We start from the raw sequence: 19053 nt of genomic DNA on the forward strand, positions 1-19053 counted from the left end.
GTCGACGGGTACGTCGACCGCTCTGCGCGCCAGGGCTGCGGCGGCACCGTCGGCCCCCTCCTACATCGCATCGGCTCGCCGTCCCATTCCTCGCGGCAGGGCACGCTCCTACAGTGGTTCCATCGTCAACCACCCATCCCAAAGGAGCCCGGACATGCTGTATTACGCCGTCGTGTTCTTCATCATCGCGCTGATCGCCGCCCTGTTCGGCTTCGGCGGGATCGCAGCCAGCGCCGCAGGCATCGCGAAGATCCTGTTCATCATCTTCGCGATCATGGCCGTGGCCGCCTTCCTGTTCGGCCTCATCAAGCGCGGCACCTAGCAGCCTTGCGGCGAAGCCGCGCCTCGCCTAACTTAGATATCCCACACGTACACAACCCAAGGAAACAGCCATGAGCACCTCCACCTTCAAGACCGACAACCTCAGCACGCAGGCGAGCGACACCGTCAACCGCTTGGCCGACACGGCCGACAGCGCGGTCAAGAGCACGCGCCGCGTCGCGAACACCGCGCTGGACAGCGCCGAAAGCGCGATCGGCGAAGCCCGCGACACGGCCGAACCGACGATCGCCCGCCTGGCCGGCCAGGCCGAAGCGCTGGCGCGCCGCGGCGTCGATGCGGTGAAGGACACCGCGACCCAGGTGCGCGAGCGTGCCGCGTCGGTCGGCGATGCCACCGTGCGCTATGTGAGGGACGAACCGGTCAAGTCGGTGCTGATCGCCGCGGCGACCGGTGCCGCGCTGATGGGCCTGCTCGCGCTGATCCAGAGCGCGCGCCGCAACAACCAGTGATCCCCGCCGTGGGCGCCGGGCAACCCGGCCGTACGGCGTTCGACGCCGCGGCCGGGTTTGTCGCGTCCACATCCCGTCGTCCGCTGTAGCTCTCTTCCGGTGCTGCCATGATCCATCCGCTGATCAAGCTCGTCGCGACCCGGCCCGAACTGGTGGCCGATCACCTGAGCGCCTATGCCGCGCTGATCGGCAGCGAGGCGCGCCAGGCGCAGAGCCGCTGGACCGTCCGCCTGCTGCTCACCGCGTTGGCGCTGTGCTGCGTCGGCGTGACGGCAGTGCTCGCCGGTGTCGCGCTGATGTTGTGGGCGGTGACGCCGTCGCTGCAGGCCGACACGGCGTGGGCGCTGTGGGCCGCGCCGGCCGTCCCGGCGGTGGTGGCGGTGGTGGCCGGCCTGCTCGCACGGCGACCCGCGAGCGAACCCGCGTTCGCTGCGGTGCAACAGCAGTTCGAGGCCGACGCGCGCATGCTCGGCGAGGTGGGCGCGACATGACCCACGTCGAAGAAGGACAGCTCGACCCCGGCCTGCCGGCGGTTGCGCCGGCGACGGCGCTGAGCCCGAAGGAGCGGCTTGCGGCGTCGCGCGAATCGATCCGCCATGCGCTCCTGAAAGCGAGCGCGCCGCGCGATCCGGAGGCCGCGATGGCACCGCAGGAGCCCGGCTGGCTCGGCACGCTGGGCGATGCGTTGTCCGATCTGCCGGCCGCCGCGATCGCGGTGCGCTGGCTGCGTCGCTGGTGGGCCGGCCATCCGTGGCGCACCACGTTCGAGTTCGCGCGCGATGCGGGCCAGGAGCTGGCCGGGCCGTTCGCGAAGAAGCACCCATGGTGGCTGCTGGCCGGTGCGTTCGTCGGCGGCATGCTGCTGACCCGTGCGAAGCCGTGGCGCTGGCTGTCCGGCGGCGCGTTGCTGGCCGGGTTGCTGCCGCGCTTCGACCTGTCGTCGATCATCAACTGGGTCAACCTCGCGATCGCGGACTTCACGCGGTCCTCGCCCGCCGCGACGAAGTCCGCGGCGCCCGCAGCGTCGGCTGCCGCCGCATCGCCCGCGCCTGCCGCAGCGCCTGCGAGCCCCGCCTCGTCGATGCACATGCCGCCGCCGACCGGCACCGACTTCACCGTGCATTGAACGCTGCACGCGGATTCCCCTCGAAGCGCGCCATCGGCGCGTTTCTTTTTTTGCCGATCGAACTCGACGTCATCGCGCGTTCGATCGGCAAAGCATTCCGTCCTACATCCGCGCACGCCAGCGTCCGATGGCCCGCCGCACGGCCCGCCCATAGAGTTGCCTTCATCGAAACGAACTCGCACCAAGGAGAACGACATGCTGAAGTGGGCCATCATCTTTGCCGCCATCGCACTCGTGGCCGGCGTGTTCGGCTTCACCGGCATCGCCGCCGGCGCGGCGGGCATCGCGAAGTTCCTGTTCGTGCTGTTCCTGGTGCTGTTCGTCGCCGTTGTCCTGATCGGATTGCTGGGCGCGAAAGCGATCAGCAACAAGTGATGTTCTTCTGAATGCCGCGACACGGGCTCGCACGGGTGGGGGCCTGATGTTCACCTTCCTGCCGACCACCTGCACCACAACGTTTCCACACTGAAGGAGAACCACCATGTTTGTCCGCAACACCCTCGCCGCCGTCGTGTCCGCCGTCGCCCTGCTGTCCGCCACCGGCTGCGCCGTGACGCGCGACCAGTCGACGGTCGGCCAGTACGTTGACGACTCCGCCATCACCACCGCGGTGAAGGCCAAGTTCGTCGGCAACAAGGACGTCGATGCCTCGTCGATCAGCGTCGAGACGCTGAACGGCACCGTGCAACTGTCGGGCTTCGCGAAGAGCGCCGGCGAGAAGAGCACCGCCGAATCGATTGCCCGCAACGTCAACGGCGTGAAGTCGGTCAAGAACGACATCCTGATCCGCCCGTAATCCGCGGGGCTCTCCCACGGCTCGGCCGTGCGAAGGCGCACCACCCTCCAGGGTCGTGCGCCTTGCGGCGTTGAAGACAGGGCGCTCGGTGCGCCGTCTTCGCACACGATGTCCCTCTCCGGCACCCTGACGCCTGCGGCCCAACCTCCGGTCGAGGCCGCGCACGCCGTCGTCGCATCGCACGCCGCCGACGCCGCGCCACCGCTCGACGAGGGGCAGCCCGGCCCGCTGCCGCGCTCCGCTCCGTCGGCCACGGTGATCGCGACGGTCGCGGTGATCGGCGCGCTGTGGTGGGGCCAGCGCTTCCTGGTGCCGGTGATCGCTGGGCTGATGCTCGCGATGCTGGTCGCGCCGGTGGTCAGCGGCCTGCGCCAGTTGCTGCGCAGCCAGGTCCTCGCGGTGCTGTTGTCGCTGGTGCTGTTCCTCGCGCTCGCCGCGTTCGCGTCGATGGCCTTCGGCGGCAAGCTGCTGCGCATGGTGGACCGCAGCCCCGAGATCATCCGCATGGTGGCCGAGCGCATCGCGCCGACCGAACCCGATGAAGACTCGGTGCTGAAGCGCTCGCGCGATGCGCTGCAGGAGCTCGACCGCGCCGCGCAAGGCATGGCCAACGGCGCGCCGCCGCCGAAGCCGTCGCGGCAGAAACTGATCCCCGCGGCGCCGGCGCACACGCTGACCGAGACCGTCACGCTGTGGATGCGCGACACCGCGCTGAACGGCTCGACCATCCTGATGAAGTTCGCCGGCGACCTGACCATCATCGTGTTCGTCGCGTTCTTCGTGCTGAGCGGCGGCAGCCCGCTCGCCAGCCGGTTCATCGACCTGTGGGGCGGTCGCTCGCAGTCGCGCATCCGGGCCTGCCGCGCGCTGCACGAATGCTCGCGCCAGATCCGGATCTATGTCGGCGTGCTGCTGGTCACCAACGTGCTGATCGGCTTCGCGGTGTGGGCCGCGTTCGCGTGGGCCGAGATCCCCGATGCGGTGATGTGGGGCGTCACCGCGGCGGTGCTGCACGTGGTGCCGTATGCGGGCATGGGCATCCTGACGGCGTTCGGCGCGGCCGAGGCCTTCCTCGCGCACGGCACGGTCGGCGCGGCGGTGGGTACCGCGGCCTACCTGGTGGTGGTGTCGACGCTGATCGGCACCGCGGTGGCGGCCTGGCTGCAGAGCCGTGCCGCGCGGATGAATGCGGCGGCGGTGTTCATCGGCCTGGTGTTCTGGGGCGCGCTGTGGGGTGTGTGGGGCCTGTTTCTCGGCCCCGGGCTGATCGTCGCGATGAAGGTCGTCGCCGAGCATTCGCGATCCGCCAACCGGCTCGCTCGCTTGATGGAAGGGTGAGCATGGCGCAGGGCGAGGCCGCCGACGCCCCGGGGCTGGCTGCCCGCGCCTGGCACCGGCTGGTCGCGAGTGCGCCGGGGCGGGTCGTCTCGCTCGGCGTGCGGACCGTCAACCGCTTCATCGAATGCCACGGCGCGCGCCAGGGCGCGGCGGTCGCGTTCTATGCGGCCTTCTCGATGGCGCCGCTGCTGGTCGTCGTCACCAGCCTGCTGGTATGGCTGCTCGGCGACCAGAGCGCGAACGCGACGATCGTCGATGCCGTCGGGCGGTTGCTCGGCCCGAGCGAGGCCCGCACGCTGGCCGACCTGCTGGCCAGCGCACCCAGCGCCGCCACGCGGCTGCTGTCGCGGGAGCGGGCCGGCGGGTTCGCGGTCGCGGCGCCGGTGATCGCGGTGGCGACGATGCTGATCGGTGCGGTCGGCGTGTTCGTCGAGCTGCGCGCGTCGTTGCAGGAGATGCTCGGCGCACCGCCCGAGCGCGGTTCGCTGTGGCGGCTGGTGCAGATCCGGCTGCTGTCGATGGGCGTGCTGCTCGGCTGCGGCTTCCTGCTCGCGGTCGCGATGGTGCTGCAGGCCATTGCGCTGCTGGCGATCCGCTGGGTGGTCGACCGGACCGATGCGCTCGGTCCGGCGCTCGGGCCGCTGCTGCAGTCGGTGGAGTTGCTGTGGTCGTGGCTGGTGATGACCACGCTGTTCTCGCTGCTGATGGTGTGGCTGCCCGATGCGCACCTGCGCGCGCGCCATGCCTTCATCGGCGCGGCGGTGGCGGCGGTGCTGTTCCTGGCGGGGCGCTACGGCATCAATGCGTACATCGCAGGCACCGCGCTGCGCTCGACCTTGGGCGCCGCCGGATCGTTCGCGGCGTTGCTGGTGTGGATCTACTGGTCGTGCCAGATCTTCCTGCTGGGCGCGGCGCTGGCGGTGGAGATCGGGGCGCATGAGCGGGTGCCCTCCGCAACGCTCGAGTGAGCCCCCTCGGGCCGGGCGCCGTACATCAAACGCGCAGGCCGGCCGACGTTATCTGGATCAGTTGTCGGGCAGTGATCACCCGCATGTCTTGAGGCACCTGGCAATGCGCCTCCTTCAAGGCCAGCATGACTGTCTTCACGCGAAATTGATCTGTTTCGGGCTTCTCCGCGTGTCGCTGCTGGTTGTCGATGAGTCGCTTCCGAATGGCCGCGCGCTTGGTGCCCAGGCCGAATTTCGGTGTCCCGTTGGTGAAGGGAGGAAAGTGGCAGAGGTGCAACCCGGCTCGCATGTTGTACAGATACTTGATCACCTTGTCATGCTTGCGCACGCCTTCTGGCATGACGAGTGTCAAAAGCGACTCGTTCTGCGCGAGGCCGTTCAGGAATGACTTCAACTCTCTTCCCCAACAGAGGGCGTTCGAGTCGAGATTGAGGTCCTCCAGTGCATGCCGCTGCAAGGCCGACGAAATGGAACTCAAATGCTCCTTCGAAAGACGCGTGGCACTCAGGTCGAGACACTTCAGACTGACGTTTTTCTGCAGGGATTCCATCAATTTCTGCAGCGCTGTCTTGTCCGTGCCGAGCGTCCCTTGGCTCCCCAGCATCAAGGTGTGGAGCGTCCGCGTGCATGTCAAGAATTCGGCGATCGCCGAGAGGTGCCTGGCCTGCAAGGGAAACGTGCCGCGTTCGTTGACAACGGACACACCCCCGAGGCAGAGACGACGCAATGACGTGTTGTTCTTCAGCTTCGAGAAGAGCTCACCCATCGTCGCGAATTCCGCCCCTGTCAGGTCAAGCTCCGTCACCTTGCATGCCGGTTCGCCCAGGACATGCGCGAGCGTCCACACGCTCTTCTCGTCGAACCTTGCTCCTTGCAGAAGCAGGCGCGAGATTCGCTGCGATGTCAGCACCCTGCCGAGACCCTCAGGCGTCATCTGCCGCAGGCACTCCGCGAGCGGCGGCGTCGGGCTGATGGAGAGCGCGCACGCCTGGGCTGGCAGTCGCCGATTCCCATCGAACCGGTTTCGAGCCAGTTTCATTCGCACGTCATACACACGCGACGAAGAAACCTCCTTCGGCAGCTCGTGGGCAGGGGCGCTGTAGGGTTCCAGCACGATCAATGTCGTGTTGTTTTCGAGCATGCGCAGAATCTGCAAATCGAAATCGTCCTGCGTCATCTCGGGGCGAGGCAACACCAGGTGCTTCAATGACCGACTGGCGAAAAGAGCCACGAACTTGCCGGCCACCTCGTCGCCCCAACGGAAATCGTTCTCACCGAGTCCAAGGTATTCGAGCTGTCCGTGAGCCATCAGCGCGTCGATGAGACGGCACAGGTGGCGTTCTTGCAAGCCGGTGGCAGCCAGTTCAAGTGACTTGAGGTTCTTCTTCTGATCCAGGGCCGAGCAGAATGCCTGAAAGGCGGTTGAGCCGTGGGTGTTCACCAGATTCACCCCTCGAAAATCGAGGTGCGTCAGTGACGGGCTTGCGACGACAGCGGCCAGCGCCATGACAGGGAAATGCGGGTCCAGGATTGACGGAAAGCTGACGTTGGCGAGTTTCAACCTGGTCAGTCTTTGATTCTTTGCCGCGCCATGCAAAACAGTCAGCGCCACCTCTGAACCTGACAGATCGAGTTCCTGCAGAGGGCAGCTCGCATGCTCGAGCGACGCTTGAAGGACTTTCCCGCACGGTCCAATGAGCTGCTGGCCATGCAGTTCCAGACAAGTGACGTCGCTCCGATTGAGGCGGCTCCGAAGTTCGTCGACGGCTTCTTTTTCCAAGCGCTCACGATCCGGGCCCGAAAGATTTTCTGACGTGAGCTTCTGCAGAAAGGCAGCTGCACTCGGCAGCGGATGAGACTTTAGCGTGCCGCGTGGAGCAGGAAGATTTTGCGATTCTGGTTTCATGGCCGATTCGACGACAAGAGTGACGAGACTTGGTCACAGCCCGACCTCGATCGTTCCCACGAATGAAAAAAGGCCCGCGATGCGGGCCTTTGCTTGCTCGTGATGCGCGACGCGCTCAGCTCAGCGGCTGAACCCACCCTGGCGCGGGCGTTGCGGCTTGCCGAAGCCGCCCTTGTTGGCGCCCGGGCCACCCGGCTTGCGCGGCGCGAAGCCGGCGTTGTTGCCGCGATCGGCCGGCGCGCGGTCGAACGCATGGCGCGGGGCGCCGTCATGCGGCGGACGGTTCGAGAACGGGTTGTCGCGACGCTGTTCCGGAGCCGGGCGATCGAACGAGCCGCGCGGCGCGAAGCCGTCCGGGCCGCGGGTCGCAAAGCCTTCGCCACGCGGTGCGAAACCTTCGTTGCGCGGCGCAAAGCCTTCACCGCCACGCGGCGCCGGCCGGCCGAAGCTCTTGCCGCCTTGGTGACCACCGCGGCCATGGCCGAACGGCTTGCCGCCGAACTTGCCTTCCGGACGGGCCGCGAACATGCGCGGTTCCGGCGACTTCGGCTCCAGGCCGACGATCGTCTTGACCGGGATGTTCTGCGTCGTGAAGGCCTGGATGCGGCGGATCATGCCGGTGTCCATGCGCTCGGCCAGCGTCACCGCCAGGCCATTGCGGCCGGCACGGCCGGTGCGGCCGATGCGGTGCACGTAGTCCTCGGCCTTCATCGGCAGGCCGTAGTTGATCACGTGACTGATGGTCGGCACGTCGATGCCGCGCGCGGCGACGTCAGTTGCGACCAGCACGCGCAGTTCCTTGTTGCGCAGGCCCTGCAGCACGCGGGTGCGCCGGCCTTGCGGCATGCCGCCGTGCAGCGACGCCACGGCATGGCCCATGTCGGCCAGGCGATCGGCCAGCCAGTCGGCGTCGCGCTGCGTGCTGGTGAACACCACCGCCTGCTCCATGTCGCGCTCGGTCAGGATGTGGTCCAGCAGCGCGTTCTTGTGCGCGCCGTTGTCCGCCCAGTGCAGGCGCTGCTCGATGTTCTCGTGCGTGTCGGTGTGCGAGGTGACCTCGATGCGCTGCGGATCGCGCAGCAGGTCTTGCGCGAGGCGGCCCACGTGGCCGGCGAAGGTCGCGCTGTACATCACCGTCTGGCGCGCTTCGGGCAGTTGGTCGGCGATGGTGCGGATGTCGTCGATGAAGCCCATGTCGAGCATGCGGTCGGCTTCGTCGAGCACCAGCATCTCGACGTTCTCGAGGATGGCCTTGCCGCTGTTCAGGTGGTCGAGCAGGCGGCCGGGGGTCGCGATCAGGATGTCCAGCGGGCCGCGCAGCGCCTTCAGCTGCGCGCCGTACGGCACGCCGCCGACGACGGTGGTCACGCGCAGGCCTTGCACGTGCTTGCCGTAGACGGTGGCCGCCTTGTCGACCTGCATCGCCAGTTCACGGGTGGGGGCCAGTACGAGGATGCGCGGGCCGTAGACCATGCCCTTTTCGCGGCGCTTGTTGTTGTCTCCGCGGGCGGCGAGGATGCGTTGCAGGCCGGGCAGCACGAACGACGCGGTCTTGCCGCTGCCGGTGCTCGAGGCGACCATCAGGTCCTTGCCCTCGATGGCCGGCGGAATCGCGCGGGCCTGCACGTCGGTCGGGGTGTCGTAGCCGGAATCCTTGACGGCTTGCAGCAGGGCGGCGTGGAGGCCCAGGGCCTCGAAGTTGTTCTCGGAACTCATCGATTTCTTTCTCGAACACGGTGCCGCCGGCCCCCAAGGGCACAGCAGGACACCAGCGTGCAGGAAGTGCACGCGGATCAGTCGCTGGGGAGAAGGTCCGAACCCAGATCGGCGGGAAACACTCGCGCCGGTGCCGGGGAACATGGGAACAGTCAAAGCGACGGCATCGCCGCCAACCATTCCCTGGCGAGCACCCTGTCGGGCAGCGTCGCTTCGGATTTCGATCAGGCCGCACCGTGGTTGGAAACCACCGTGGGAAGACTCGATGAGGTCAGAGGGGATGAACGAAACGCCACGATCAAGCTGCGGCGAAGGGCGGATTGTAGAGGCTTGCGGGTTTTCCCGCAAGCCTCGATGCCCTTCAATCGCGAGAGGGCTCTGCGACGGGAGCTACTTCGCCAGAAAGTGCTCGCGGTAGTACGCCAGCTCGTCGATCGATTCGTGGATGTCGGCCAGCGCGGTGTGCGCCTGCGCCTTCTTGAAGCCGGCCAGGATCTCCGGCTTCCAGCGCTTGGCCAGCTCCTTCAGCGTGCTGACGTCGAGGTTGCGGTAGTGGAAGAAGGCCTCCAGCTTCGGCATCGTGCGCGCGAGGAAGCGGCGGTCCTGGCAGATGCTGTTGCCGCACATCGGCGACGTGCTCTTGCCGACGTAGCGCTTCAGGAAGTCAATCACCTGCGCCTCGGCCGAGGCCTCGTCGATGGTCGACGCCTTCACGCGGTCGATCAGGCCGCTGCGGCCGTGCGTGCCCTTGTTCCACGCATCCATCGCGTCGAGCGCCGCGTCGCTCTGGTGGATCGCGAACACCGGGCCTTCGACGCGCTGCGTCAACTGGGCATCGGTGACGACGACCGCGATCTCGATGATGCGGTCGGTGTCCGGGTACAGCCCGGTCATCTCGAGGTCGATCCAGACCAGGTTCTGGTCGCTCTGCTGCAGCGGGCTTGCGATGTCGCTCATGGGTTTTCTCCTTGCGGGCATTCTCGCCGACCAGCGCCCTACACTTGCAGCCCATGCAAGCCTTTCACCTGACCCTGCTGTTCGCCGTCGCGCTGCTCGCCTCGCTCGGCTTGCGCCTGTGGCTCTCGACGCGCCAGATGCGCCATGTCGCGGCCCACCGTGGCGCCGTGCCGGATGCCTTCGTCGGCAAGGTGTCGCTCGAGGCGCACCAGAAGGCCGCCGACTACACGCTCGCGAAGGGCCGCTTCGGGCTGGTATCGATGGCCTTCGGCACCGTCGTGCTGCTCGGCTGGACGCTGCTCGGCGGGCTCGACGCATTGAACGACGTGCTGCGCGGCGCCATCGCGCCGCGCTTCGGCGGGCTCGCGTACCAGCTGGCGCTGGTGCTGGCATTCTCGGTGATCGGCGCGGTGCTCGAGCTGCCTTTCGAGCTGTACGCCACCTTCCGCCTCGAGGCGCGCTTCGGCTTCAACCGGATGACCTGGCAGTTGTTCGTGCGCGACCTGGTCACCAACACGCTGGTCGGCATCGTGCTCGGCCTGCCGATCGTCGCGCTGATCCTGTGGCTGATGGGTGCGGCCGGCGCGGGGTGGTGGCTGTGGGCCTGGCTCGCCTGGACGGCCTTCGGCCTGTTCGTCCAGGTGGTGTATCCGCTGGTCGTGATGCCGCTGTACAACAAGTTCGAGCCGCTGCCCGACGGCACGCTGAAGGAGCAGGCGCTCGCGCTGATGGCGCGCTGCGGCTTCACCGCGCAGGGCTTCTACGTGATGGACGGCAGCAAGCGCTCGGCGCACGCGAACGCGATGTTCACCGGCCTCGGCAAATCCAAGCGCGTGATCTTCTACGACACGCTGATCAACAAGCTCAGCCCGCCCGAGATGGAAGCCGTGCTGGCGCACGAGCTCGGCCACTTCAAGCTGCGCCACCTGCTCAAGCGCAGCCTGACGATGACGGTGCTGAGCCTGCTGGCCTTCGCGCTGCTGGGCTGGCTGTCGAACCAGGCCTGGTTCTTCGTCGGGCTGGGCGTGCAGCCGTCGCTGGCGGCACCGAACGACGCGCTGGCGCTGATCCTGCTGATGCTCGCAATGCCGGTGTTCGGCGTGTTCGCCGGGCCGCTGGCGGCGCGCGTCTCGCGCAAGCACGAGTTCGAGGCCGATGCCTACGCCTGCTCGCAGGCGAACGGCCAAGACCTTGCTGCGGCCCTGCTGAAGCTGCATGAGGACAATTCGACGACGCTGACGCCGGACCCGGTGTACGCGAGCTTCTATTACTCCCATCCGCCGGCCACCGAGCGCCTGGCGGCCCTTCACACGCAAACGAGCTGAACCATGAGCAACCTGCTGCACCTGAAATGCAAGGCGCTGGAAGGCGCCGACGCGATGGGCCCGAACGAAGTCCGCAGCCACCTGGCGCAGGTCAGCGGCTGGCACCTGAACGACGGCGCCATCGAGAAGACCTTCAGCTTCAAGAACTACCACGAGACGATCGCCTTCGTGAATGCACTGGCCTGGATCGCGCACACCGAAGACCACCACCCCGAGCTGGCCGTCAGCTACGACCGCTGCGTGGCGCGCTTCAACACGCACTCGGTCGGCGGCATCTCGCTGAACGACTTCATCTGCGCGGCCAAGGCGGACGCGCTCGTCGCCTTCCTCGCTTGAGCCACGCGGTCGCGCTCGACAGCGGGCTGGTGGTCGCGGGCCATGGGCGGCACTACATCGTCGAGACGCCCGACGGCGAGCGCATCGTCTGCCACCCGCGCGGCAAGAAGAGCGCCTGCGTGGTCGGCGACCGCGTGCGCTGGCAGGTCACCGGCGACGAAGGCGTGATCGAGCATGTCGAGCCGCGGCGCAACCTGCTGTTCCGCCAGGACGAATGGAAGACCAAGTCGTTCGCCGCCAACCTCGACCAACTGCTGGTGCTGGTGGCGGCCGATCCGGTGTTCAGCGAATCGCAGCTCGCGCGCGCGCTGATCGCGGCCGAGAGCGCCGGCATTCCGACGCGCATCATCCTGAACAAGGCCGACCTGCCGCAGATCGCCGCGGCGCGCGAGCGCCTGAAGTCCTACAGCGCGATGGGCGCCGACGTGATCGAGCTGGCGCTGAAGACGCGGCCGCAGGAGGCGCGCGACCGCCTCGGCCCGCTGCTCGCCGAGCGCGCGACGCTGGTGCTGGGGCCGAGCGGCACCGGCAAGAGCACGCTGATCAACCTGCTGGCGCCCGATGCGCGGGCCCAGGTGGGCGACATCTCGGTGGCGCTGAACTCCGGCCGCCACACCACCACCTCGACGCAGTGGTACTGGCTCGATTCGGCGCGCACGACGGCGCTGATCGATTCGCCGGGCTTCCAGGAGTTCGGGTTGCGGCAGATCGAGGCGGCGCAGCTGGCGATGCTGATGCCGGACATCCGCGCGGCGGCGACCGACTGCAAGTTCTACAACTGCACGCACCAGCACGAGCCCGGCTGCGGCGTGCTGGCGGCGCTGGCGCGCGGGGAGATCAGCGAGTCGCGGCACCGCATCTACGGCGAGATCCGCGAAGAGTTGTCGCGCCAGCGGTTCTGATCGACGGGCCGAGCGCCGGGCCCCATCCTCTCGGGGGATCGATCGACGTACCCGTCGATCGAGGGGTCGTCTCCATCAGCCGATGAGGTTGGCCAGCGACAGCAGCGCCAGCAGCAGCATCCACAGCACGACCGAGCGCCACACCAGCCCGACGATGTTGCGCAGGTGGCCGGTCTGCGGCGGCGCCCCCGGGGTCGAGCCTTCGGCATTCGACAGCTCGTCCGGCGCGCCGCTGTCGAAGGTCTTCGAGCGGTCGGGCGTCACGCCCGGCGCAGCGCTGCCGCCGAGCTGCACCCCCACCGCACCGGCGGCGGCCGACAGGATGATCCCTTCGTTCGCGTGCTTCCACAGCCCGGCATCGCGGCGCCAGCACGACACCGCTTCCTCGAAGTTGCCGACCACCGCGAAGCCGAAGGCGGTCATCCGCGCCGGCAGGTGGTCGATCAGCCCGAACAGGCGTTGCGACAGCGCCAGCAGCCGCTCGTTGACCGGGGCGCCGACGGTGCGGCTCTTGAAGGCCCAGTAGCGGCTCGCGAACTCGGCCATGCGGTAGAACACCGCGCCGGCTGGCCCGAGGCCGAGCGACGACAGCACGACGAACCAGAAGAAGACGCCGAACACATGGCGGTGCGCGGCCAGCAGCGAATGCTCGATCACGTGGCGCAGCAGTTCGGCGCGCGGCAGCTCGCTGGCGTCGAGGTGGCGCCATTCGGCCAGCAGACGGCGCGCGGTGAGCTCGTCGCCGCGCTCGAGTGCATCGCGGATGTCGGTGAAGTAGTGGCTGAACTGGCGGAAACCCATCGTCAGGTACAGCACGACGACGTTCCAGGCCAGTGCCGCGACCAGGCTGAAGCGCACGACGACGGCGAACACCGCCCAGGCCAGCAGCGCCGGCACGAGCGTCGTCACGCACCAGACGACCCAGGCGTGGTGGTCCTGGCCGGCGTCGAAGTTGCGGCCGGTCCAGCGCATCCAGCCGGTCAGGCCGTCGTGCACGAAGTTGCGGCGCGGCAGCGGCTTCAGTTGCTCGATGAGCAGCGCGAACAGGACGGCGAAGAAACTCATGGCCCGCGATGATAGCGGCGAGGCCTCATCGGGCGGACTCAGGCGGCGAGGAATCGGTACAGGTTGCGCAGCATCGCGGCGGTCGCGCCCCAGATGAAGTACTGGCGCGGCCGGCCGTCGGCGGCGACGCCGGTCCACGGCATCGACAGGAACTCGCGCTTCACGCCGCCCACCTCGACACTGTGCCGGCGGTGGTTGGCCGGACTCATCAGGAACGCGAGCGGGACCTCGAACACCTCGGCCACCTCGAACGGATCGGCCTGGATCGTGAAGCCCGGGCGCAGCAGGCCGACCACCGGCGTCACGATGAAGCCGGTGCCGGTGGTGTAGATGGGCAGGCTGCCGAGCACGTCGACGTACTCGCGCGCAAGGCCGATTTCTTCGGTGGCCTCGCGCAGGGCGGTGTCGACGGCGTCGGCGTCGTAGCTTTCGGCACGACCGCCGGGAAAGCTGATCTGGCCAGGGTGGTCGGTCAGGTGGTCGGTGCGCTGGGTCAGCACGACGCACAGCACCTCGCGCTGCACCAGCGGCACCAGCACCGAGGCATGCGCGGGTGCCCGGTTGCCGAAGGCGCGCTCGGCGGAAATCTCGGGCGACCACACCGGCGGCGCGAGGAAGCGGCGGCGCAAGGCCTCGGGCGAGAGCTGAGGCAGCGCAACCGCGGGTAGGTGGTCGTCGATGCCCTCGACGGGCAGTTCCAGCGGGTTGAAGCTCAGCGGCATGGAGCGATTGGACAAGAAAAAAAGCCGCCTCGTGTGAGGCGGCTCTTTTTCGGGGGAAACGGCGCTTGAGCCAGCTTTTGCGCTGCGCGCGAAAGCTGGCTTTGCCGCTTCGCGGCAGACCGACTGCGTCGGCCCTGACTTCGTCAGGCGAGCTTTTCCTTGATCCGGGCCGACTTGCCCGAACGGTCGCGCAGGTAGTACAGCTTGGCGCGGCGCACATCGCCGCGGCGCTTGACTTCGATCGTCGCGATCAGCGGGCTGTACAGCTGGAACGTACGCTCCACGCCTTCGCCGCTCGAGATCTTGCGCACGATGAAGCTGGAGTTCAGGCCGCGGTTGCGCTTGGCAATCACGACGCCTTCGTAGGCCTGCAGCCGCTTGCGCGTGCCTTCGACGACGTTGACGCTGACGATCACCGTGTCGCCGGGGGCGAAGGGGGGAATGGTCTTGTTGAGGCGAGCAATTTCTTCTTGCTCGAGGGTCTGGATCAGGTCCATGGTTTCTCCTGTGATCTTGCCGGCGCGATTGCTGTACTGGTGTGGCCACGCAAGAATGAGGCGGCCACGCCCGGCAGAGGATCGAAAAGCCCGCGATTATAGCCCGAGGCCTGAGAGGAACTTCTCGTCGAGTTTGCTGAGTTCGCCACGCCCGCGGGCGGCAGCGATCAATTCGGGGCGGCGCCGGGCGGTGATCTCGAGCGAACGATCGCGCCGCCAGCGGGCGATGTCGGCATGGTGGCCCGACAGCAACACCGGCGGCACTGCGTCCGGGCCGTCCACGGCGTCGAGCACCTCGGGCCGGCTGTAGTGCGGGCAGTCGAGCAGGCCGTCGGAGAAGCTGTCCTGCTGGTGCGATTGCGCGTCGCCCAGCACGCCATCCTGCAGCCGCGCGACGCCGTCGAGCAGCGCAAGCGCCGGCAGTTCGCCGCCGGACAGCACGAAATCGCCCAGGCTCAGCTCCAGCGTGACGTGGCGGTCGATGAAGCGCTGGTCGATGCCCTCGTAGCGGCCGCACAGCAGCACCGCGCCGGGACCGGCCGCGAACTCGCGCATCACCGCCTGGTCGATGCGCCGGCCGGTCGGCGTGAAATGCACGACCGGCGCGGCGGCGCCATCGCCCCGCTCGCTGCGGATGGCAGCGAGCGCACGCTGCAACGGTTCGACCAGCATCACCATGCCGGGTCCGCCGCCATACGGGCGGTCATCGACACGGCGGTAGTTGTCGTCGGCGAAATCGCGCAGCGGCCACAGCCGCACGTCGACCTGCGCCGATTCGAACGCGCGGCGCGTCACACCCACGGTGAGGTGGGGCGAGAACAGTTCGGGGAACAGCGTGACGACGTCGAAGCGCATCGCGCGGGATCAGTAGTCGAGGCCCCAGTCGACGGTGATGCGGCGCTGGTCCATGCTGACATCGTCGACGTAGGCGCCGACGAACGGGATCAGCCGCTCCTCGGCCGGCGTCGCGGCGGCGAGCCGCAGCACGCTGTGCGGGCCGGTGTCGATCAGGCCGGCGACCGTGCCGAGGGTCTGGCCCTCGCGGTTCACGACCGTCATGCCGATCAGGTCGACCCAGTAGTACTCGTCCTTGGCGGCGGTCGGAAAGCTCGCGCGGCTGACGAACAGGCGCGCGCCGCGCAAGGCCTCGGCCCCGTTGCGGTCGGCGACGTCCTGCACCTGGGCGACGACGCCGTCGCCGTGTTCCTTGACCTGCACGACCTTCAGCAAGGACGGAAAGGCGGCTGCGGCCGTCGCCGGCAGCTTGATGCCTTGAGGCTCCGGCGGTTTCACGAACCACCGGCGCGAAGAAAACAGCGCCTGGGGATCGGAGGCGAAAGGCTGGACGCGAACCCAGCCCTTCACGCCCCAGGCATCGAGGATCCTGCCGATTTCCACCGCGTCCTCGGGCCAGGCGGGATCTGTCATCCCGGTCGGCCCCGGCGCGGCGGTCATCGACACGTCCTCAGGCCCGGCTTCAGGCCGCGGCAGCAGCGACCGGGGTCGCGGCCTTGGCCTGGGCGACCAGGCGTTCGACCGTCGGCGACAGCTGGGCGCCGACCGAGGCCCAGTGCTCGATGCGGTCGAATGCCACGCGCAGCGGCTGTTCGGCACCGGAGGCCACCGGGTTGTAGAAGCCGACGCGTTCGATGAAGCGGCCGTCACGGCGGACGCGCGAATCAGCGACGACGATGTTGTAGAACGGACGCTTCTTGGCGCCACCACGTGCGAGTCGAATCACGACCATGTTGTTTCCTTGAGATTGTCGAAAACATCCACCGCACCAGGAGACACTCAGGGCAAGCAGATCGGGGGCCGGTGCCGTAGATACGCCGACCCTCCGGGTCGACCGTCACCGAAACCCGACATTATAAACTCCTCCCACCAACTCGCCACCCGCCATGTCCGAGAGCCCCATCACGATCCGCGCCAGCACGGCGGCCGACCTTCCCGCCATCACCGCCGTCTATGGCTGGAACGTGCTGCACGGCACCGGCACCTTCGAGCTCGAGGCGCCGGACCTCGCCGAGATGACCCGCCGGCGCGACGACGTGCTGTCGAAGGGCCTGCCCTGGCTGGTGGCCGAACGCGGCGGCGAGGTGCTCGGCTATGCCTACGCGAACCATTTCCGGCCGCGCCGCGCCTACCGCTTCTGCCTCGAAGACTCGATCTACCTGTCGGACGCCGCCCGCGGGCAAGGCGCCGGCAAGGCGCTGCTGGCCGCGTTGATGGCGCAATGCGAGGCATTGGGCGCACGCCAGATGCTCGCGGTGATCGGCGATTCGGCCAACGCCGGCTCGATCGGCGTACACCGCAGCCTCGGCTTCGAGCACACCGGGCTGCTGAAGTCCGCCGGCTGGAAGTTCGATCGCTGGCTCGACGTGGTGCTGATGCAGCGCGCCCTCGGCAGCGGCGACGCCGTGCCCCCGGCGGCGGGCCAATGACCATGGCGAAGTCGAAGACGCTCGCGACCTGGATCGCGTTGGTCGGCGGCAGCCTCGGGCTGCACCGCTTCTACCTGCACGGCCCGCGCGACGTGTGGGGCTGGCTGTGGCCGGTGCCGACGCTGATCGGCGCCTATGGCGTGCTGCGGGTGATCCGCATCGGCCAGGACGACCCGCTGTCGTGGGCGCTGATCCCGCTGCTGGGCATTGCGGTCGCCGCAGCGATGCTGGCCGCCATCGTCTACGGGTTGATGCCCGACGAGAAATGGAGCCTGCGCTTCAACGCCGGCGAGCCGGTCGCGCCGGCCGGCTGGGCGGCGGTGATCGGCGTCGTGATCGCGCTGCTGCTGGGCGCCACCGTGCTGATGGCGACGATCGCGTTCGGCGGCCAGCGCTACTTCGAGTACCAGGTCGAGGAAGCCCGGAAGATCAGCCAGTAAGCCGGGACCGTCACGGGAACAGCGTGAAGCTCGCCCAGTAGGCCATCGCCGCGACGAACGCGGCCGCCGGGATCGTGAAGACCCAGGCCCACACGATGTTGCCGGCCACGCCCCAGCGCACCGCCGACGCGCGCCGCACCGAGCCGACCCCGACGATCGCGCCGGTGATGGTGTGCGTGGTCGACACCGGGATGCCGAGCGCGGTCGCGAGGAACAGCGTCATCGCGCCGCCGGTCTCGGCGCAGAAGCCGCCGACCGGCTTCAGCTTCGTGATCTTCTGGCCCATCGTCAGCACGATGCGCCAGCCGCCGAACATCGTGCCCAGCCCGATCGCCAGGTAGCAGCTGCCGATGACCCAGCCGGGCGGCGCCTTCGAATCGGCTGCCGCATAGCCGGTGGCGATCAGCAGCATCCAGATGATGCCGATGGTCTTCTGCGCGTCGTTGCCGCCGTGGCCCAGGCTGTACAAGCCGGCCGACAGCAGCTGCAGCCGGCGGAACCAGTTGTCGACCCGCAGCGGCGAGCTGCGCCGGCAGATCCAGGCCACCGCCACCATCGCCAGCGAGCCGAGCAGGAAGCCGAGCGCCGGCGAGATGAAGATGAACGCGACGATCCACAACAGGCCGCCGCCGACCAGCACGCCGACGCCGGCCTTCGCGATCGCCGCGCCGCAGATGCCGCCGATCAGCGCGTGCGACGAGCTCGACGGGATGCCGTACCACCAGGTCACGACGTTCCAGACGATCGCGCCGATCAGCGCGCCGAACACCACGTGGTGGTCGACGACGCCCGGCACGACGATGCCCTTGCCGACGGTGGCCGCCACCGTCAGGTTGTGGAACACCGAGATCGCCAGCACGTTGAAGAAAGCCGCGAACACGACCGCCTGCTGCGGCTTCAGCACGCCGGTGGACACCACGGTGGCGATGGAATTCGCCGCGTCGTGGAAGCCGTTCATGAAATCGAAGACGATGGCCAGCGCGACGAGCAGCGCCACCACCCAGAAGGCGACCTGGACCGATTGCATCCGCAGCCCCGGCCGGTCAGGAGTTCTCGAGGACCACGCCCTCGATCAGGTTGGCGACGTCCTCGCACCGGTCGGAGATCGATTCGAGCTGCTCGTAGATGGCCTTCAGCTTGATCAGCTCGCGCACGTCCTTCTCTTCGCGGAACAGCTTGGACATCGCGGCGCGCATCACCCGGTCGGCATCGGATTCGAGCTTGTCGATCTCCTCGCAGGTCTTGATCGCGGCCTCGCTCGCGTCGTGCTGGTTCAGCCGGGGCAGCAGCGACACCGCGTGCTGCACGCGCTCGCAGCACTTGGCGCTCAGGTCGCCCAGGCGCAGCACCTCTTCGGTCATCGCGCGCACGTCGTACAGCTGCATGGTCTCGGTGGCGTCCTGCAGCAGGTCGACGATGTCGTCCATCGCGTTGATCAGGCCGTGGATCTGCTCGCGGTCGATCGGCGTGATGAAGGTCTTGTGCAGCAGCCGGTTGACCTCGGCGGTGATGCGGTCGGCGGCGCGCTCGGCGGCCACCACCTCGTTCGCATGCTTCTCGCGCAGGTTGAGGTCGCCGTAGTTCTCGATCATCAGGATGAAGGCGCGCGCGCCTTCGACGATGAACGCAGCGTGCTGGTTGAACAGTTCAAAGAAATTGCCTTCACGCGGCAACAGCTTGCCAAACAGCATCGGGGGTCTCCTGGGGATCGGCCGCGCCGTCAT

General features: G+C 68.0%; 24 protein-coding genes. 13 read left to right on the top strand and 11 right to left on the bottom strand.

Annotated elements, in window-relative coordinates; genetic code table 11:
* Positions 1 to 154: 154 nt before the first annotated feature.
* The 8 genes from FHT26_RS04415 (at position 155) to FHT26_RS04450 (ending at position 5019) form a co-directional block, all read left to right on the top strand.
* Entirely contained in the window at positions 155 to 322 is a 168-nt protein-coding gene (locus FHT26_RS04415; protein WP_047500752.1) for a DUF1328 domain-containing protein, read from the top strand.
* A gap of 70 nt (positions 323 to 392) precedes the next feature.
* On the top strand, positions 393 to 791 hold the full coding sequence (locus FHT26_RS04420) for a DUF883 family protein (protein WP_168558957.1): 399 nt from the start codon (positions 393 to 395) through the stop codon (positions 789 to 791).
* Between the two features lie 107 nt (positions 792 to 898).
* Positions 899 to 1282 carry a hypothetical protein gene (locus FHT26_RS04425; protein WP_168558958.1) on the top strand — a complete coding sequence of 128 codons (384 nt, stop codon included), beginning with the start codon at positions 899 to 901 and terminating at the stop codon, positions 1280 to 1282.
* Positions 1279 to 1917 carry a hypothetical protein gene (locus FHT26_RS04430; RefSeq protein ID WP_168558959.1) on the top strand — a complete coding sequence of 213 codons (639 nt, stop codon included), beginning with the start codon at positions 1279 to 1281 and terminating at the stop codon, positions 1915 to 1917. The genes FHT26_RS04425 and FHT26_RS04430 overlap by 4 nt, the downstream gene beginning before the upstream one ends.
* A gap of 195 nt (positions 1918 to 2112) precedes the next feature.
* Positions 2113 to 2292 (top strand): DUF1328 family protein, encoded by a 180-nt coding sequence (locus tag FHT26_RS04435; protein WP_047584709.1) that lies wholly within the window; start codon positions 2113 to 2115, stop codon positions 2290 to 2292.
* Positions 2293 to 2398: 106 nt separating this feature from the next.
* A complete protein-coding gene (locus FHT26_RS04440; protein ID WP_168558960.1) occupies positions 2399 to 2713 on the top strand; it encodes a BON domain-containing protein in 315 nt (104 codons plus the stop codon).
* Between the two features lie 108 nt (positions 2714 to 2821).
* Positions 2822 to 4051 (top strand): AI-2E family transporter, encoded by a 1230-nt coding sequence (locus FHT26_RS04445; protein WP_168558961.1) that lies wholly within the window; start codon positions 2822 to 2824, stop codon positions 4049 to 4051.
* Positions 4052 to 4053: 2 nt separating this feature from the next.
* Complete coding sequence (locus FHT26_RS04450) at positions 4054 to 5019, top strand: YihY/virulence factor BrkB family protein (RefSeq protein WP_246867733.1); 966 nt, start codon at positions 4054 to 4056, stop codon at positions 5017 to 5019.
* A 25-nt stretch (positions 5020 to 5044) separates the two neighbouring features.
* On the opposite strand, the gene FHT26_RS04455 is transcribed toward FHT26_RS04450, so the two are convergent.
* From FHT26_RS04455 to orn, 3 genes are all read right to left on the bottom strand, one after another.
* On the bottom strand, positions 5045 to 6925 hold the full coding sequence (locus FHT26_RS04455) for a leucine-rich repeat domain-containing protein (protein WP_168558963.1): 1881 nt from the start codon (positions 6923 to 6925) through the stop codon (positions 5045 to 5047).
* A 120-nt stretch (positions 6926 to 7045) separates the two neighbouring features.
* Positions 7046 to 8641, bottom strand: coding sequence for a DEAD/DEAH box helicase (locus FHT26_RS04460; protein WP_168558964.1), 1596 nt, complete (start codon positions 8639 to 8641; stop codon positions 7046 to 7048).
* Between the two features lie 390 nt (positions 8642 to 9031).
* Positions 9032 to 9598, bottom strand: a complete 567-nt coding sequence (orn, locus tag FHT26_RS04465; protein WP_056805695.1) for an oligoribonuclease — start codon at positions 9596 to 9598, stop codon at positions 9032 to 9034.
* A gap of 53 nt (positions 9599 to 9651) precedes the next feature.
* Here orn and FHT26_RS04470 point away from each other — a divergent pair, with 53 nt between their 5' ends.
* From FHT26_RS04470 to rsgA, 3 genes are read left to right on the top strand one after another with little or no spacing between them, the layout of a single operon-like run.
* Complete coding sequence (locus FHT26_RS04470; protein ID WP_168558965.1) at positions 9652 to 10923, top strand: M48 family metallopeptidase; 1272 nt, start codon at positions 9652 to 9654, stop codon at positions 10921 to 10923.
* Positions 10924 to 10926: 3 nt separating this feature from the next.
* Positions 10927 to 11259, top strand: a complete 333-nt coding sequence (locus FHT26_RS04475) for a 4a-hydroxytetrahydrobiopterin dehydratase (RefSeq protein ID WP_168558966.1) — start codon at positions 10927 to 10929, stop codon at positions 11257 to 11259.
* Positions 11256 to 12161, top strand: coding sequence for a ribosome small subunit-dependent GTPase A (gene rsgA, locus FHT26_RS04480; RefSeq protein ID WP_168558967.1), 906 nt, complete (start codon positions 11256 to 11258; stop codon positions 12159 to 12161). Before FHT26_RS04475 ends, rsgA begins: the two co-directional genes overlap by 4 nt.
* Before the next feature lie 75 nt (positions 12162 to 12236).
* Here rsgA and FHT26_RS04485 read toward each other — a convergent pair whose 3' ends face one another.
* The 6 genes from FHT26_RS04485 to rpsP form a co-directional block, all read right to left on the bottom strand.
* Complete coding sequence (locus FHT26_RS04485; protein WP_168558968.1) at positions 12237 to 13226, bottom strand: CobD/CbiB family protein; 990 nt, start codon at positions 13224 to 13226, stop codon at positions 12237 to 12239.
* Between the two features lie 38 nt (positions 13227 to 13264).
* Positions 13265 to 13948, bottom strand: a complete 684-nt coding sequence (locus FHT26_RS04490; protein ID WP_168558969.1) for a CoA pyrophosphatase — start codon at positions 13946 to 13948, stop codon at positions 13265 to 13267.
* A 143-nt stretch (positions 13949 to 14091) separates the two neighbouring features.
* Positions 14092 to 14445: a 50S ribosomal protein L19 gene (gene rplS, locus FHT26_RS04495; protein WP_047584729.1), complete on the bottom strand. Its 354-nt coding sequence runs from the start codon at positions 14443 to 14445 to the stop codon at positions 14092 to 14094.
* Between the two features lie 96 nt (positions 14446 to 14541).
* Positions 14542 to 15300, bottom strand: a complete 759-nt coding sequence (gene trmD / locus FHT26_RS04500) for a tRNA (guanosine(37)-N1)-methyltransferase TrmD (protein WP_168558970.1) — start codon at positions 15298 to 15300, stop codon at positions 14542 to 14544.
* Positions 15301 to 15309: 9 nt separating this feature from the next.
* Complete coding sequence (gene rimM / locus FHT26_RS04505; protein WP_246867707.1) at positions 15310 to 15900, bottom strand: ribosome maturation factor RimM; 591 nt, start codon at positions 15898 to 15900, stop codon at positions 15310 to 15312.
* A 22-nt stretch (positions 15901 to 15922) separates the two neighbouring features.
* A complete protein-coding gene (gene rpsP / locus FHT26_RS04510; protein WP_168558971.1) occupies positions 15923 to 16192 on the bottom strand; it encodes a 30S ribosomal protein S16 in 270 nt (89 codons plus the stop codon).
* A gap of 154 nt (positions 16193 to 16346) precedes the next feature.
* Here rpsP and FHT26_RS04515 point away from each other — a divergent pair, with 154 nt between their 5' ends.
* Together FHT26_RS04515 and FHT26_RS04520 are read left to right on the top strand one after the other, a co-directional pair.
* The gene (locus FHT26_RS04515; RefSeq protein ID WP_168558972.1) at positions 16347 to 16889 is read left to right on the top strand and encodes a GNAT family N-acetyltransferase; all 543 of its coding nucleotides are present in this window, start codon (positions 16347 to 16349) and stop codon (positions 16887 to 16889) included.
* Positions 16886 to 17329 carry an NINE protein gene (locus FHT26_RS04520; protein WP_168558973.1) on the top strand — a complete coding sequence of 148 codons (444 nt, stop codon included), beginning with the start codon at positions 16886 to 16888 and terminating at the stop codon, positions 17327 to 17329. Before FHT26_RS04515 ends, FHT26_RS04520 begins: the two co-directional genes overlap by 4 nt.
* A gap of 10 nt (positions 17330 to 17339) precedes the next feature.
* Here FHT26_RS04520 and FHT26_RS04525 read toward each other — a convergent pair whose 3' ends face one another.
* Positions 17340 to 18356, bottom strand: coding sequence for an inorganic phosphate transporter (locus FHT26_RS04525; protein WP_168558974.1), 1017 nt, complete (start codon positions 18354 to 18356; stop codon positions 17340 to 17342).
* A 16-nt stretch (positions 18357 to 18372) separates the two neighbouring features.
* Positions 18373 to 19020: a DUF47 domain-containing protein gene (locus tag FHT26_RS04530; protein WP_056805661.1), complete on the bottom strand. Its 648-nt coding sequence runs from the start codon at positions 19018 to 19020 to the stop codon at positions 18373 to 18375.
* Between the last annotated feature and the right edge of the window lie 33 nt (positions 19021 to 19053).

The sequence above is a fragment of the Rhizobacter sp. SG703 genome, from assembly GCF_012275445.1.
Classification (GTDB): domain Bacteria; phylum Pseudomonadota; class Gammaproteobacteria; order Burkholderiales; family Burkholderiaceae_C; genus Rhizobacter.

What these genes read in the sequence shown, in the direction of transcription:
- FHT26_RS04415 (WP_047500752.1), top strand. Translation starts at nt 155, where the DNA reads ATGCTGTATTACGCCGTCGTGTTCTTCATCATCGCGCTGATCGCCGCC.
- FHT26_RS04420 (WP_168558957.1), top strand. Translation starts at nt 393, where the DNA reads ATGAGCACCTCCACCTTCAAGACCGACAACCTCAGCACGCAGGCGAGC.
- FHT26_RS04425 (WP_168558958.1), top strand. Translation starts at nt 899, where the DNA reads ATGATCCATCCGCTGATCAAGCTCGTCGCGACCCGGCCCGAACTGGTG.
- FHT26_RS04430 (WP_168558959.1), top strand. Translation starts at nt 1,279, where the DNA reads ATGACCCACGTCGAAGAAGGACAGCTCGACCCCGGCCTGCCGGCGGTT.
- FHT26_RS04435 (WP_047584709.1), top strand. Translation starts at nt 2,113, where the DNA reads ATGCTGAAGTGGGCCATCATCTTTGCCGCCATCGCACTCGTGGCCGGC.
- FHT26_RS04440 (WP_168558960.1), top strand. Translation starts at nt 2,399, where the DNA reads ATGTTTGTCCGCAACACCCTCGCCGCCGTCGTGTCCGCCGTCGCCCTG.
- FHT26_RS04445 (WP_168558961.1), top strand. Translation starts at nt 2,822, where the DNA reads ATGTCCCTCTCCGGCACCCTGACGCCTGCGGCCCAACCTCCGGTCGAG.
- FHT26_RS04450 (WP_246867733.1), top strand. Translation starts at nt 4,054, where the DNA reads ATGGCGCAGGGCGAGGCCGCCGACGCCCCGGGGCTGGCTGCCCGCGCC.
- FHT26_RS04455 (WP_168558963.1), bottom strand. Translation starts at nt 6,925, where the DNA reads ATGAAACCAGAATCGCAAAATCTTCCTGCTCCACGCGGCACGCTAAAG.
- FHT26_RS04460 (WP_168558964.1), bottom strand. Translation starts at nt 8,641, where the DNA reads ATGAGTTCCGAGAACAACTTCGAGGCCCTGGGCCTCCACGCCGCCCTG.
- orn (WP_056805695.1), bottom strand. Translation starts at nt 9,598, where the DNA reads ATGAGCGACATCGCAAGCCCGCTGCAGCAGAGCGACCAGAACCTGGTC.
- FHT26_RS04470 (WP_168558965.1), top strand. Translation starts at nt 9,652, where the DNA reads ATGCAAGCCTTTCACCTGACCCTGCTGTTCGCCGTCGCGCTGCTCGCC.
- FHT26_RS04475 (WP_168558966.1), top strand. Translation starts at nt 10,927, where the DNA reads ATGAGCAACCTGCTGCACCTGAAATGCAAGGCGCTGGAAGGCGCCGAC.
- FHT26_RS04485 (WP_168558968.1), bottom strand. Translation starts at nt 13,226, where the DNA reads ATGAGTTTCTTCGCCGTCCTGTTCGCGCTGCTCATCGAGCAACTGAAG.
- FHT26_RS04490 (WP_168558969.1), bottom strand. Translation starts at nt 13,948, where the DNA reads ATGCCGCTGAGCTTCAACCCGCTGGAACTGCCCGTCGAGGGCATCGAC.
- rplS (WP_047584729.1), bottom strand. Translation starts at nt 14,445, where the DNA reads ATGGACCTGATCCAGACCCTCGAGCAAGAAGAAATTGCTCGCCTCAAC.
- trmD (WP_168558970.1), bottom strand. Translation starts at nt 15,300, where the DNA reads ATGCGCTTCGACGTCGTCACGCTGTTCCCCGAACTGTTCTCGCCCCAC.
- rimM (WP_246867707.1), bottom strand. Translation starts at nt 15,900, where the DNA reads ATGACCGCCGCGCCGGGGCCGACCGGGATGACAGATCCCGCCTGGCCC.
- rpsP (WP_168558971.1), bottom strand. Translation starts at nt 16,192, where the DNA reads ATGGTCGTGATTCGACTCGCACGTGGTGGCGCCAAGAAGCGTCCGTTC.
- FHT26_RS04515 (WP_168558972.1), top strand. Translation starts at nt 16,347, where the DNA reads ATGTCCGAGAGCCCCATCACGATCCGCGCCAGCACGGCGGCCGACCTT.
- FHT26_RS04520 (WP_168558973.1), top strand. Translation starts at nt 16,886, where the DNA reads ATGACCATGGCGAAGTCGAAGACGCTCGCGACCTGGATCGCGTTGGTC.
- FHT26_RS04525 (WP_168558974.1), bottom strand. Translation starts at nt 18,356, where the DNA reads ATGCAATCGGTCCAGGTCGCCTTCTGGGTGGTGGCGCTGCTCGTCGCG.
- FHT26_RS04530 (WP_056805661.1), bottom strand. Translation starts at nt 19,020, where the DNA reads ATGCTGTTTGGCAAGCTGTTGCCGCGTGAAGGCAATTTCTTTGAACTG.